The organism is Bacteroides zhangwenhongii, assembly GCF_009193325.2.
Classification (GTDB): Bacteria; Bacteroidota; Bacteroidia; order Bacteroidales; family Bacteroidaceae; genus Bacteroides; species Bacteroides zhangwenhongii.
In genome coordinates this window covers 3,964,343-3,978,989 of sequence record NZ_CP059856.1, presented here as the reverse complement: position 1 = coordinate 3,978,989, position 14,647 = coordinate 3,964,343, and the positions used below count along the sequence as shown (strand labels likewise).

7 protein-coding genes are annotated in these 14,647 nt (G+C 42.9%); 6 read left to right on the top strand and 1 reads right to left on the bottom strand.

The features are described 5' to 3' along the window. From GD630_RS15860 to GD630_RS15845, 4 genes are all read left to right on the top strand, one after another. Positions 1–1,764: a fimbrillin family protein gene (locus GD630_RS15860; protein WP_143867347.1), complete on the top strand. Its 1,764-nt coding sequence runs from the start codon at positions 1–3 to the stop codon at positions 1,762–1,764. A 131-nt stretch (positions 1,765–1,895) separates the two neighbouring features. Continuing rightward, on the top strand, positions 1,896–4,001 hold the full coding sequence (locus tag GD630_RS15855; RefSeq protein WP_143867369.1) for a GH92 family glycosyl hydrolase: 2,106 nt from the start codon (positions 1,896–1,898) through the stop codon (positions 3,999–4,001). Between the two features lie 22 nt (positions 4,002–4,023). After that, positions 4,024–6,318, top strand: coding sequence for a GH92 family glycosyl hydrolase (locus GD630_RS15850; protein WP_143867372.1), 2,295 nt, complete (start codon positions 4,024–4,026; stop codon positions 6,316–6,318). 47 nt (positions 6,319–6,365) lie between these two features. After that, positions 6,366–7,784, top strand: coding sequence for a glycoside hydrolase family 125 protein (locus tag GD630_RS15845; RefSeq protein ID WP_394368263.1), 1,419 nt, complete (start codon positions 6,366–6,368; stop codon positions 7,782–7,784). Between the two features lie 986 nt (positions 7,785–8,770). Here GD630_RS15845 and GD630_RS15840 read toward each other — a convergent pair. Beyond that, complete coding sequence (locus tag GD630_RS15840; protein WP_143867352.1) at positions 8,771–10,522, bottom strand: AAA family ATPase; 1,752 nt, start codon at positions 10,520–10,522, stop codon at positions 8,771–8,773. Between the two features lie 130 nt (positions 10,523–10,652). Here GD630_RS15840 and GD630_RS15835 point away from each other — a divergent pair, with 130 nt between their 5' ends. Next, positions 10,653–11,534 (top strand): DMT family transporter, encoded by an 882-nt coding sequence (locus GD630_RS15835; protein WP_143867355.1) that lies wholly within the window; start codon positions 10,653–10,655, stop codon positions 11,532–11,534. 351 nt (positions 11,535–11,885) lie between these two features. Next, a complete protein-coding gene (gene mutS, locus GD630_RS15830) occupies positions 11,886–14,474 on the top strand; it encodes a DNA mismatch repair protein MutS (protein ID WP_032848043.1) in 2,589 nt (862 codons plus the stop codon). Positions 14,475–14,647 lie beyond the last annotated feature (173 nt).

Genomic DNA, 14,647 nt, shown 5'->3' with positions numbered 1-14,647 from the left:
ATGAAGAAATATATGAAATGTTTGCTGTTCGCCATGGTATCCATGGCGGCAGCTTCTTGCTCGGACCATGCAACGAAGGAGATGGAGGACGATGCCACTCTCTCCGGTGAAGTCACTTTTTCAGCCACTTTGAACGGTATCGAAACAGGTAATGATCTTTCAAGAACCGTATTGACAGGCGGCACAAAGGTAGAATGGGTGGCAGGCGACCGAATCAGTGTATTATACGGAAATGAAAACAAGGAATATATGACCGCTTCGGGCGGTGAAGCGGTGACCTTCACAGGAAAAGCGGACGAAGTTGCCGAATATTACTCGCTGTATCCATATAACGCAGATGTCGCTCTGAATGGAAAGAATATCACAACCGTGCTCCCGGATATTCAAAAACCGGTAGCGGATGGATTTGATACAGACCTTAGTGTCATGGTATCCCGAACGACTTTGGAGAAGAAATCTTTTATTTTCAGGAATGTATGCGCATTGTTGAGATTTGAGTTGAAAGAAGCTGGGATAAAGTCTGTCACATTGAAAGGTAACAATAATGAAGTACTGGCAGGTAAATTTACTGTCGGGTGGAATGATGGCGATGAATCGTTGGTGCAGAATGTTACTGATGGCAAAAGCACGGTTACGCTTGAGAACAACGGTGCTGTATTGGAAAAAGGAGTATACTATTTTGTAACCCTTCCTGTCACCTTTTCACAAGGTGTGACTTTGATATTAAAAATGAGTAATGGTACGGAGCTGACGAAAAATTTGTCTGATTTCAAGGAAACGACACTCTCTAATCATATCTATGACTTGGGGCAAGTAAAAGTCCTGTGGGAACTATCTATCGAACAGGATGATTGCTACACTGATGTTACAGTGTCCGATGAGGCGGGAAATGTCTTATCTCTTGACGAAGGGTGCTATCGGGTAGGGACTGCGTGCACTGTAAAATATAAAATTGCAGCTGATAAGAAACCTTGTAGTCGAGGAGCATTCGTTGTGGAAGGGGCTGTTTCCGAAGATTTGAAAGTGACAGAGAAAAAAGGCTATTTTTGCTGCTCCTTGACAGGCATTGATTCGGATACTAATTTGAAACTGAAAAATAAGGCTCCTAATGTCCTTGATTTTTATTTTAAAGATAATACCTATTCCGAATATCTGACCGGAGATAAGAATGACTGTTCGGGAATTATTTTCCATGTGGGGGCAGGACAAGGTGACAATATCAGTGACTATGATGGTAAATTGACAGAGATTCATGGATATGTATTTGCTGCCGATCCTTCTGGTATTCAATTCGGCTCTATCAAAGAATGGTGTACGGAGAACTATCGGAAAGAATTGGTTGGCACGCACGAACACCCTGACGATTGGTGTGGTTATGCAAATACTAAAATGATTTTGAATCATGCGAAATTAAAAGGTATCACCTTGTCTGATGATAACTATACACATATCTACCGGGCTACAAACTATACTATCCGGACGGCCCCCGAAGGAACTAGTGGCTGGTATCTGGGTTCTAAAGTGCAGATGGAAGCAGTTGCCGAAGCGCATGACATAGGTATAAAAGAGCGTCTTCAGGAATGTTCCGATGCAGAATTATGGAGAAGGGATAGCCATCATTGGCGACACTTGGGAACAAGCACGGAAAGAAACGTGACCAATAGCAAAGGTTATTACGGAATATACGATATCGAAGATGCATCAGCGGCCCGCAAAGGTTACAAGGACTATGGAGAAGATCCCACCCCTGTATTAACTTTCTAAAGAGAAATTTGATAAAAATGGAAAGATTGAAAACATATAAGATAATAATGGCCGCCATTCTGACGTTTGCTGCGTGTTCGGACTCGAAGTCGGTAGAAGAACTGACTATACTGCCGGATACAGGGGTTGAAATGAACCATTTGGCAGAATGTGAAGCATGGAAAGCAATCCCCGGTGGAGTGACACAATACGTTGATCCGAAAATCGGTAGTGGAGGACATGGTCATGTTTTTGTTGGAGCTAATGTTCCTTTCAGTATGGTGCAACTAGGCCCTACAAGTATACCGACGGACTGGGATTGGTGTTCTGGCTATCATGACTCTGACAATACAGTGATAGGTTTTTCACATACTCATTTGAGCGGAACGGGAGCCGGGGATTTGGGAGACATCACTGTCATGCCGGTGATTGGTGACGTGACATACGCCCGTGGTAAGGCGAGCGACCAGACGTCAGGGCTTTGGTCGTATGCCGACCGTAGTAAGGAAATTACTCATCCGGGTTATTACTCTGTCCCTTTACTCCGTTATAATGTATTGGCAGAGCTTACTGCCACAAAGCGTGTAGGCTTTCATCGCTATACTTTCCCCGATTCACAGGAAGCAGCTATCGTAATTGATTTGGAAAACGGTATCGGTTCAGACCAAGTGCGTGAGGTATCTATGACAGTGGAAGGAACAGATATGGTGGTGGGTTATCGTAGATCAACAGGTTGGGCAAGCGACCAGTATGTCTATTTCGCTGCTCAATTTTCTAAACCTTTCACTAGTTTTGATTTACATGGAAACAGTGGCAGATATGGTCGTGCTTCGTTCTCTACGGAAAAAGGAGAGCAGATTCTTCTGAAAATAGCTTTATCTTCGGTATCAGTGGAAGGAGCAAAGAAAAATTTGTTGGCGGAACTTGCGGAATGGGACTTTGACAAGACTGTGGCAGCTGCTAATCTTGCATGGAATGAGGAGCTTGGTAAAGTACGTATTCATACGGCAAGCAAAAGTTATCTACGGATATTTTATACAGCTTTGTATCATACGATGGTAGCTCCTTCCATTTACAGTGATGTTAATTCTTCAAATACTGCATATACCACATTTTCACTATGGGATACATATCGTGCGGCAATGCCATTGATGACTATTCTTCATCCTGACAGAATGCCGGATATTATCAATTCCATGCTGGATATTTATGATAAGCAAGGACGTCTACCCGTGTGGCACTTATGGGGGAATGAGACGGACTGTATGGTAGGGAATCCTGCTATACCTGTAGTGGCAGATGCCATTGTAAAGGGATTTAAAGACATTGATATGGAACGTGCTTTCACTGCTATAAAGATGACGGCAAATCATGATGGACGTGGTGGTTCGCTTAGAAAGCAGTATGGCTATATTCCTTGTGATTTATTTCAAGAAGCTATTGCCTACGATATGGAATATGCCATAGCGGATGCTGCTGTCGCTGCTGCAGCCAATCATTTGGGAAAGGATGATGACTATCGTCTTTTCACCGAACGTTCTCATTCGTACCGTAATTATTTTGATGAATCAACTGGATTTGTCCGTGGAAAAGACAGTAATGGAAATTGGCGGACACCTTTTGATCCATTCGCATCCCAACACAGAGCGGATGATTATTGTGAGGGGAATGCTTGGCAATATACGTGGTTAGTTCCCCATGACATAAGTGGACTGTCAGAATGTTTTGGAGGTCGTGATAAATGCATTGAAAAACTGGATTCATTGTTTGTGTTAAGCGAAATAGTGGGAGCGGGGGGCTCTCCCGATATTTCGGGATTGATAGGGCAATATGCTCATGGCAATGAACCGGGGCATCATATTCTTTATCTTTACTCTATGCTTGGTCAGCCTTGGAAAACTGCAGCCCGTGTCCGAGAAGTACTTACTTCACTTTATCACGCAGCTCCGGATGGTTTATGTGGTAATGAAGACGTCGGTCAAATGTCTGCATGGTATGTACTTTCTGCATTGGGATTCTATCAGGTAGAACCAGCGAGTGCCCGTTACTGGTTCGGAACTCCATTGTTCGATAGAGTTGAAATAACTGTACCTGGAGGAAAACTGGTTCTTATAGCGAAAAATAATTCTATCCTGAATAAATATATAAGGAAAATTACATTGAATGGCTGTGAATATACCAAACCTTATATCTTGTACACTGATATAATGGCTGGTGGTGAATTAGTTTTTGAAATGGGGGCCACTCCGAAGCAATGATGGTAGAAAAGAAGAATATATGATGAGAAGAAAATATTTGTTGCTATTGGGTTTATGCTTTGTATATCTTGTTAATGTTAGTGCATTGATTACCGGCCCAGTGGACTATGTTAGTCCGCTGGTTGGTACGCAGTCGAAGCACGCACTATCTACCGGAAATACTTACCCCGCCATTGCGTTACCCTGGGGAATGAACTTTTGGGTTCCGCAGACTGGTAAAATGGGCGATGGATGGGCCTATACGTATGACGCTGACAAGATCAGAGGATTCAAACAAACCCATCAGCCAAGTCCCTGGATCAATGATTACGGTCAATTTGCTATCATGCCGGTCACCGGTGAAGCAGTATTCAATCAGGACCAGCGTGCCAGTTGGTTCTCTCACAAAGCTGAAACGGCTACCCCTTATTACTATAAGGTATATCTTGCCGACCATGATGTAGTGACGGAGATTGCTCCGACAGAGAGATCCGCTGCTTTCCGTTTCACTTTCCCCGAAAACGACCACTCTTATGTAGTGGTAGACGCCTTCGATAAAGGCTCGTTTGTGAAAGTAATCCCTTCGGAGAACAAGATCATCGGCTATACTACTAAAAATAGCGGTGGTGTTCCTGCCAACTTTAAAAACTACTTTGTACTGGTATTCGACAAACCGTTTACTTATACGGCTGCCGTAGCCAGTGGTGTGATTGACACAAACAAACTGGAAGTGACGGACAACCATGCCGGCGCACTGATCGGTTTCAAAACCCGCAAGGGCGAACAGGTAAATGTGCGTGTAGCTTCTTCTTTCATCAGCCCCGAACAGGCTGAACTGAACCTGAAAGAGCTGGGTACGGACAACATTGAACAGATTGCAGCGAAAGGTCGCAAGGTATGGAACGACGTTCTGGGACGTATCGAAGTGAAAGACGATGATATCGACCATTTGCGTACATTCTACTCCTGCCTGTATCGTTCGGTATTGTTCCCCAGAAGCTTCTATGAGATAGATGCCAAAGGAGACGTTATGCACTACAGCCCTTATAACGGTGAAGTACTTCCGGGCTATATGTTTACCGACACCGGTTTCTGGGATACATTCCGTTGTCTTTTCCCATTCCTCAACCTGATGTATCCATCCATGAATACAAAGATGCAGGAAGGATTGGTGAACACCTACAAGGAAAGCGGATTCCTGCCGGAATGGGCGAGCCCCGGTCATAGAGGTTGTATGGTTGGAAACAACTCTGCTTCCATAGTTGCCGACGCTTACCTGAAAGGATTGAAAGGATACGATATTGAGACGTTGTGGGAAGCCGTGAAACACGGAGCGAATGCTGTGCATCCGAAAGTGGGTTCTACCGGACGATTAGGACATGAGTATTATAATAAGTTGGGCTACGTTCCTTATAATGTAGGTATTAATGAAAATGCAGCCCGCACACTGGAGTATGCTTATGATGACTGGTGTATCTACCAACTTGGCAAAGCCTTGAAGAAACCGAAAAAAGAGATTGAAATCTTTGCCAAGCGTGCAATGAATTATAGGAACCTGTATGACCCCGAACACAAACTGATGCGTGGCAAGAATGAAGACGGCACCTTCCAGTCTCCGTTCAACCCGTTGAAATGGGGAGATGCTTTCACAGAAGGTAACAGCTGGCATTACACCTGGTCGGTATTCCACGATCCTCAAGGTCTGATCGACCTGATGGGTGGTAAAGACGGCTTCAACCAGATGATGGATTCCGTATTTATTCTGCCTCCGATATTCGATGAGAGCTATTACAGAGCCGTTATCCATGAAATCCGTGAAATGCAGATCATGAACATGGGCAACTATGCACATGGCAACCAGCCGATCCAGCACATGCTTTATATGTACAACTATTCCGGTCAACCCTGGAAAGCGCAGCACTGGATTCGTGAAGTAATGGATAAACTCTATACTCCTGCTCCCGACGGTTATTGCGGTGATGAGGACAACGGCCAGACTTCTGCCTGGTATGTATTCTCGGCAATGGGATTCTATCCGGTATGCCCGGGTACAGATGAGTATGTCCTGGGTACTCCTTACTTCAAAGAGATGAAACTGCATCTGGAAAACGGAAAGACAGTAACCATCTCCGCCCCGAATAACGGAGACGACAAGCGTTACATTTCATCAATGACACTGAACGGCAAGGAATACACCAAAAACTACCTGACTCATCAGGACCTGATGAATGGCGCCACCATTTCTTTCAAGATGGATGCCAAACCCAATCAGCAACGTGGTACGAAAGAAAGCGATTTCCCTTACTCTTTCTCTAATGAATTCAAAAAGAAGAAGTAATCATGAAAAAACAAATCAAATATATCAGTGCAGGTATGCTGGCGGGTATGCTTCTCTGCGGTGGCCAACTGCAAGCTTCCAACCGTATGACGGAAATGCATGTATGTCCGGCAGATGCCATTCAGAAAGATAACCGCCCGGAAATATCCAACCGCCTGTTCCGTTCGAATGCAGTGGAAAAGGAGATTCTTCGTGTACAGAAGCTTCTGAAGAATGCGAAGCTGGCATGGATGTTTACCAACTGTTTCCCGAATACCCTGGACACTACCGTACATTTCCGTAAGGGAAGCGATGGCAAACCGGATACATTCGTATACACGGGAGATATTCATGCCATGTGGCTGCGCGACTCCGGTGCGCAGGTATGGCCTTATGTGCAACTGGCTAATTCGGACCCCGAACTGAAAGAAATGCTGGCAGGAGTGATCCTCCGCCAGTTCAAATGTATCAATATCGACCCGTATGCAAATGCGTTTAATGACGGCGCCATTCCTAACGGCCATTGGATGAGCGACCTTACGGATATGAAACCGGAATTGCACGAACGCAAATGGGAGATCGACTCCCTGTGTTATCCGTTGCGTCTGGCTTACCACTACTGGAAGACTACCGGAGATGCAAGCATATTCACCGAAGAATGGATTCAGGCAATCACTAACGTACTGAAAACCTTCAAGGAACAGCAACGCAAAGAAGGAGTAGGCCCTTATAAATTCCAGCGTAAAACAGAACGTGCACTGGATACTGTGAGCAATGACGGCCTTGGAGCACCGGTGAAACCTGTCGGTTTGATTGTTTCCAGCTTCCGTCCTTCGGACGATGCCACTACTCTTCAATTCCTGGTTCCTTCCAATTTCTTTGCCGTGTCTTCTTTGCGTAAGGCTGCGGAGATTCTGGAGAAAGTAAATAAGAAAACCGCCTTGTCTAAAGAATGTAAAGACCTGGCGCAGGAAGTAGAAACAGCTTTGAAGAAATACGCGGTATATAATCATCCTGAATATGGTAAAATCTATGCCTTCGAGGTGGATGGCTTTGGAAATCATCATCTGATGGACGATGCCAACGTGCCGAGCCTGCTTGCGATGCCTTATCTGGGCGATGTGAATGTGAACGATCCGATTTATCAGAACACCCGTCGCTTTGTATGGAGCGAAGACAATCCTTACTTCTTTAAAGGCAAGGCAGGTGAAGGAATCGGCGGACCGCACATCGGTTATGATATGGTATGGCCGATGAGTATTATGATGAAAGCCTTTACCAGTCAGAATGATGCCGAAATCAAGACCTGTATCAAGATGCTGATGGATACGGATGCCGACACGGGCTTTATGCACGAATCTTTCCATAAGGATAATCCGAAGAAATTTACCCGTGCATGGTTCGCTTGGCAGAATACTCTTTTTGGTGAACTGATTTTGAAGTTGGTTAATGAAGGAAAGGTAGATTTATTGAATAGTATACAATAATATTCTTCCAATTTTTCTCCTAAATACAAGTCAATACCAATATTGAAGATCAAAATATGACATAAATAAGCTTTTGCTATTGACTTTTTCATTTTTATTCTTATATTTGGGGAAATAAAAATGGAAATAGAGAATATGATTATATAATTTCAATAGGTGGGATGTGCAAAATGCACAACAAAGGATAACGAATGGGCAAGAAACTTCTCAGTTTCTTGCCCATTTTTGTGATTGAATCAGATAGGGATATTCATAATTTGAAATGCATTACCTAAGTAGCTTTAACCGATTTTCATCTAACGTAATTTCATACTTTCTCCCTTTTACAGTATTGAGAGTATATTATCTTTATACCTCAAATACCATATATCTGGTGTGGTATGCATAGACATAAGCTATCTTGTTTGATGACGAACGGTTGTTTATGTGTGAATTGGTATATAATAATCTGTTATTCAATAGTATATCTGTATGATTGAATAAGCATTATAACCGTTCCACTAGAGTGCAATGAACCGTTCACTAGAGTGAACAGATCTCTCTACTGGAGTGCACTGTTCTGTTTACTTTAGTGGAACGATTATTATGTAGGTAAGATTATCTGTAAATGATAGGCGTTTATACTAAAGATATAAGTACATTGATACATCAATAACCGTTCGGTGAGAATGGAAATAGCAATATTTGTTGAGTTGTATAAGGCTATTTGAAGGGAGAAAATATGAGAGATGAGTGAAAAAACTATGAGAGATAACGGGAAAAGAATGAGAGATGCAGGCTTATGGAAATATCTCTCATAAACTATCTGTCTGATAATATGTGCTTTATCTATGTTTTATGAGAGATATGAGAGATGAAATGAAAATATTCACTCGTGTAGCATATTGAGGGACAACCTTGCGCATAACTTCCATACAGGATAATCATACGCACGTTCGAAAGATTCTTTTGCATGATGCGCTTGTAATGCGAGTTCCTTTTTTGTATTAAACCTCTTCGCATATCGGCATATCCATTCCTTTGTATACAACCACAATCTTATGAAGTTGTGTAGTGCCGACTGCTCTCTTCACCGTATCGGTGTCAGCATAGCGATTGGCTTGAGCAATAGCTTCCAGTCGCAGTTCTTCTACGCGGCTTTCGGGGTCTTTATACTTGGCATATTTCAGTTCCACAATGTAACTATGCTTCATGTCGGAATAGATATCCAGTAGCGGACAAAGGAAAATGTCGACATAGCCTGCCTGTGTGTCCTGTTCGGAAATGGGACGGTAGAAACGGTTTTGTGCTGTCATGGCAAGTGTGAAGCCATGGACAAAAAATTCACCTTTCTGCTTGTCGCGCTGGGAAGTGTAGCGTTTTAGACAGTTGGCAATATAGTCGAAGTAAGCTTTCCAAGAGCCATCGTAGGCAAGGGCACTGGCAAGTTCGTTCTTCTCGTAACTACTGAAATTAAGTTCGGCTTCGTTATAGGTACTTAGCAGATAGGTGTAGATTTGTTCGCGGACTACCTGATTGGGGATGGTGAGTTTGGTTTTTCCTTTATACGTGCCGCTAATGGTGAGCATACCGAAATAGTAAAGCAGACTCACAAAGTTGTCAGGATTGGTGATATTGATGGCAGGAAAACCTTTTTTCAGTTCTCCGGTGACGTAGCCTTCGCTCACCAATGTTTGTATGATGGAGGCATCGTGTGCAAACTCTTTGTCCTTCCGAATGAGCATACGTAATTTTTCGTAGTCGATACGGATATTGTCTTCTACCATATCCCGGGGGGCTTTGCCTCGTTGAATATAATTCTTGACGAAGTAGAGTACCATGTTGGAGTTGTACATAGTGGTTTCACCGTAACATTCTTCTGCAAAGCAGTAGTTGTCATACCAAGGTTTCATTATTTCTATCAGTTCGTTTACACTGTGACTGAATGGACTGGTGGTGGAATAATAGGTAAGCATTTGGCGGACTTCTTCTTCCGTGAAACCTATCATCTCGTTAAATTCCGGTGTGAGCGAGTAGTTGGTTCCGATGTTGAAACCGCTTGTAAGGTCGTCCATTGTCACGGGACTTACGCCGGTAATGAAACAACGTTCGATGCTGGAATAGGTTCCGGCTTTAATTTTATTGAAGAAGGCACGCAGATAACCTTCGCCATGCGTTTCGTCCGTATAACGGTGCAGGCTCTCTATATCAGAGAGAATGGCATTGGTGAAATGATCGTATTCGTCAATAAAGAGGTAAATACGTTGGTTGGTCTTATTACATTCTGTGAACAGGTATTCAAATTGTTCGACAGCTCCTTCTTTTTTGTCGAGTTCTTCCTTGATGCCTTTGGGAAGATAGTCGGCGTAAATGTCACAGAAGTAGTCGAACATTGTTTGGCAATGCGCGTCCAGTCCCTTGCGGTAGTTGTGCAGTTCGCCTACTATTCCGGAGAAGTTGAGGTATAGTACCAGATAGCTGTTCCGGTCGCGCGTAGGATGCTTTCCGATGTAAAGGTCGCCAAACAGCACTTCGAATTTATCCTTGGCAAGTATATCATAATAGTGCTGCAACATACTTACTGTGAGACTTTTGCCGAAACGGCGCGGGCGAATAAAGAAGAAAAACTTGTCCGCCTCTTCTATCATGGGTATAAACCGGGTTTTGTCTACATAATAACAGTCGTCGCGGCGGATTACTGCAAAGTTCATCATGCCATAGGGGATACGTTTTCTGTCCGGTGCTGTATATTTTTCCATAACTTATTCCTTATTTTAGGAGCTTTCTTTGAACATAAACAAAGGTACGGGCTTTTTGTTACTTCTCCAAACAAACATTCCATAACTTCTCGCTATCTTTGCACTCTATTAAAAAAACATTACCATCACTATGGAATTGAAGCATGGGTATTATCATTTGATTGCAATATTGACTGTATCAATTTGGGGATTGACTTTTATAGCGACCAAAGTATTGATTGGTTATGGGCTGACTCCGCAGGAAATCTTTTTCTATCGCTTTTTGATTGCTTACGCAGGTATTTGGATAATTTCTCCCAAGCGTTTGTTTGCCAATCGTTGGAAAGATGAATTTTGGCTGATGGCAGGTGGTATTTTTGGCGGGTCACTTTATTTCTTTACTGAAAATACGGCATTAGGAATCACGCAGGCTTCCAATGTGTCTTTCCTTATCTGCACGGCTCCTTTGTTGACGACTATTCTTTCTTTACTCTTTTATAAAAGTGAAAAAGCTACGAAAGGGCTGATTGGCGGCTCACTATTAGCTTTGGCAGGAGTAGGATTAGTGGTCTTTAATGGGAGTGTAATACTGAAAATCTCTCCTGTAGGTGATTTGCTTACTTTACTTGCCGCTCTTTCGTGGGCATTTTATAGCTTGATTATACGGAAAATGACGGGGCGTTACCCCACTGTATTTATCACCCGCAAGATATTTTTTTATGGAGTATTGACCATACTTCCCGCCTTTCTTCTTCATCCGTTACAACCGGATCTTGATATACTTTTAAAACCGATTGTATTATCCAATCTTTTGTTTCTGGCTGTTCTGGCTTCCTTGATATGTTATGTCCTCTGGAATGTGGTCTTAAAACAGTTGGGAACTGTTAGAGCTTCCAATTATATCTATCTCAATCCGTTGGTGACAATGGTAGCTTCCATGATGATTTTGCAGGAACAAATCACTCTGTTTGCATTAATAGGTGCAGGCTGTATTGTCTGTGGGGTGTATTTGGCGGAAAGAAAAGGGCGTTAATGAGCCGTACGGACATAAAAAAAGGGTCAACGCCTTGACCCAACCTTTGTTAACCTTAAATCTAATACTATGAAAAACACATTGCAAAGGTACGGACTTCTGTGATATTAGCAAATTATCCAAGAAAAATAGTATGTTTTATAACACGTTTTAATATTATCTTCCTGTTTGTTAAGAAAAACATCCTCTCTTTTTAAAAGTATGCAACACTTATTTTGAAAATTGAAACGGGGGATACCGTTGATTCTCTGCCGGAAAACCGTTATCTTTGCAAAGATATTGCAATTGTTTACCCTAAATAAAAAAGAAAAGGAGAGAACCGTGAACGAAGAAGAGATCGTCCTTACCCCGATGATGAAACAGTTTCTGGATTTGAAGGCACAACATCCGGATGCAGTGATGCTGTTTCGTTGCGGCGACTTTTATGAAACATATTCCACAGATGCCATTGTTGCCTCCGAGATTCTGGGAATCACATTGACAAAACGTGCAAACGGAAAAGGTAAAACCATTGAGATGGCGGGTTTTCCCCATCATGCTCTCGATACGTATCTTCCTAAACTGGTTCGTGCCGGAAAGCGGGTCGCTATCTGTGATCAGTTGGAAGATCCGAAAATGACAAAAAAGTTGGTGAAGCGAGGTATAACCGAATTGGTGACTCCCGGCGTTTCTATCAATGATAATGTACTGAATTATAAAGAGAACAACTTTCTGGCTGCCGTTCATTTCGGCAAGGCTTCCTGTGGGGTTGCCTTTCTTGATATTTCTACCGGTGAATTCCTAACTGCAGAGGGACCTTTTGATTATGTAGATAAACTGTTGAATAACTTCGGTCCGAAAGAGATTCTTTTTGAAAGGGGCAAGCGGCTGATGTTTGAGGGTAATTTTGGCAGTAAGTTCTTTACATTCGAACTGGATGATTGGGTATTTACGGAAACAACGGCCCGCGAAAAACTTCTGAAACATTTTGAAACGAAGAACCTGAAAGGGTTCGGAGTGGAGCATCTGAAGAACGGTATCATTGCTTCCGGTGCTATCCTGCAATATCTGACGATGACGCAACATACGCAAATCGGGCATATTACTTCATTGTCTCGTATTGAAGAAGATAAATATGTCCGCCTGGATAAGTTTACGGTACGTAGTCTGGAGCTGATCGGCAATATGAATGATGGCGGAAGCAGTCTGCTCAATGTGATTGACAGAACGATCAGCCCGATGGGAGCACGTTTGCTGAAACGTTGGATGGTCTTCCCGTTGAAGGATAAGAAACCGATTGATGAACGATTGAATGTGGTGGAATATTTTTTCCGCCAACCGGATTTTAAAGCTGTCATCGAAGAACAGTTACATCTGATAGGGGATTTGGAACGTATTATTTCCAAAGTGGCTGTAGGGCGTGTGTCACCGCGCGAAGTTGTTCAACTGAAAGTGGCATTGCAGGCCATCGAACCCATTAAACTGGCATGTATTCAAGCGGATAATGCAAGTCTGAATCAGATAGGGGAACAGTTGAATCTTTGTGTCACTATTCGTGACCGGATTGCCAAAGAGATAAAGAATGATCCGCCATTGGCTGTCAATAAAGGTGGGGTGATTCAAGACGGTGTGAATGCGGACTTGGATGAATTGCGCCGGATTTCGTATTCGGGGAAGGATTATTTACTCCAGATACAACAGCGTGAAAGTGAGCTGACGGGTATTCCAAGCTTGAAAGTGGCTTATAATAATGTATTCGGATATTATATCGAGGTTCGTAATGTCCATAAAGATAAAGTTCCGGCAGAATGGATTCGTAAACAGACATTGGTTAATGCGGAGCGTTATATCACACAGGAGCTGAAGGAATATGAGGAAAAGATTCTGGGGGCGGAAGATAAGATTCTGGTTTTGGAGACGCGGCTATATACGGATCTGGTGCAGGCATTGATGGAGTTTATTCCTCAGATACAGATTAACGCGAATCAGATAGCTCGCTTGGACTGTCTGTTGTCATTTGCTAATGTAGCTCGGGAGAATCATTATATTCGTCCTATTATTGAAGATAGTGATGTCTTGGATATCCGTCAGGGACGTCACCCTGTGATTGAGAAACAGCTCCCTATCGGTGAGAAGTATATTGCGAATGATGTAATGCTGGACAGTACTACTCAGCAGATTATTATTATCACAGGTCCTAATATGGCCGGTAAGTCCGCTCTTTTGCGTCAGACGGCGTTGATTACTCTCCTTGCACAGATCGGTTCGTTCGTTCCTGCGGAAAGTGCTCATATCGGATTGGTGGATAAGATATTTACCCGTGTGGGGGCAAGCGATAATATTTCTGTCGGTGAGTCTACCTTTATGGTGGAGATGAATGAAGCGGCGGATATCTTGAATAATGTTTCTTCCCGAAGTCTTGTGTTGTTTGATGAATTAGGGCGCGGTACTTCTACATACGATGGTATTTCTATCGCTTGGGCGATTGTGGAATATATCCATGAACACCCGAAGGCGAAAGCGCGCACATTATTTGCCACTCACTATCATGAGTTGAATGAAATGGAGAAATCTTTCAATCGTATCAAGAATTATAATGTATCGGTGAAAGAGGTGGATAATAAGGTCATCTTCCTTCGTAAACTGGAGCGCGGTGGTAGTGAGCATTCTTTCGGTATTCATGTAGCGAAGATGGCAGGTATGCCGAAGAGCATTGTGAAGCGTGCAAATGAGATCTTGAAACAGCTTGAATCTGATAATCGCCAACAGGGTATCTCCGGTAAGCCATTGGCAGAGGTGAGCGAGAATCGTGGAGGGATGCAATTGAGTTTCTTTCAGTTGGATGATCCTATCCTTTGCCAGATTCGTGATGAAATATTGAATTTGGATGTAAACAATCTCACTCCGATCGAGGCACTGAATAAGTTGAATGATATCAAGAAGATAGTCAGAGGGAAATAAGCAATCGATTGATAATGTAAAAAGACGTGTTAAAACGCAGATTAACGCAAATTATTACAGATTATTAAAGCATATACATAGGGATATTCAGTAAATGTTCCTCTTTCTCATAAATCAAGAGAAAAGTTTTACTTTACGTGAGCTTTTCTCTTAATTTTTTCGGTCAACTCCCC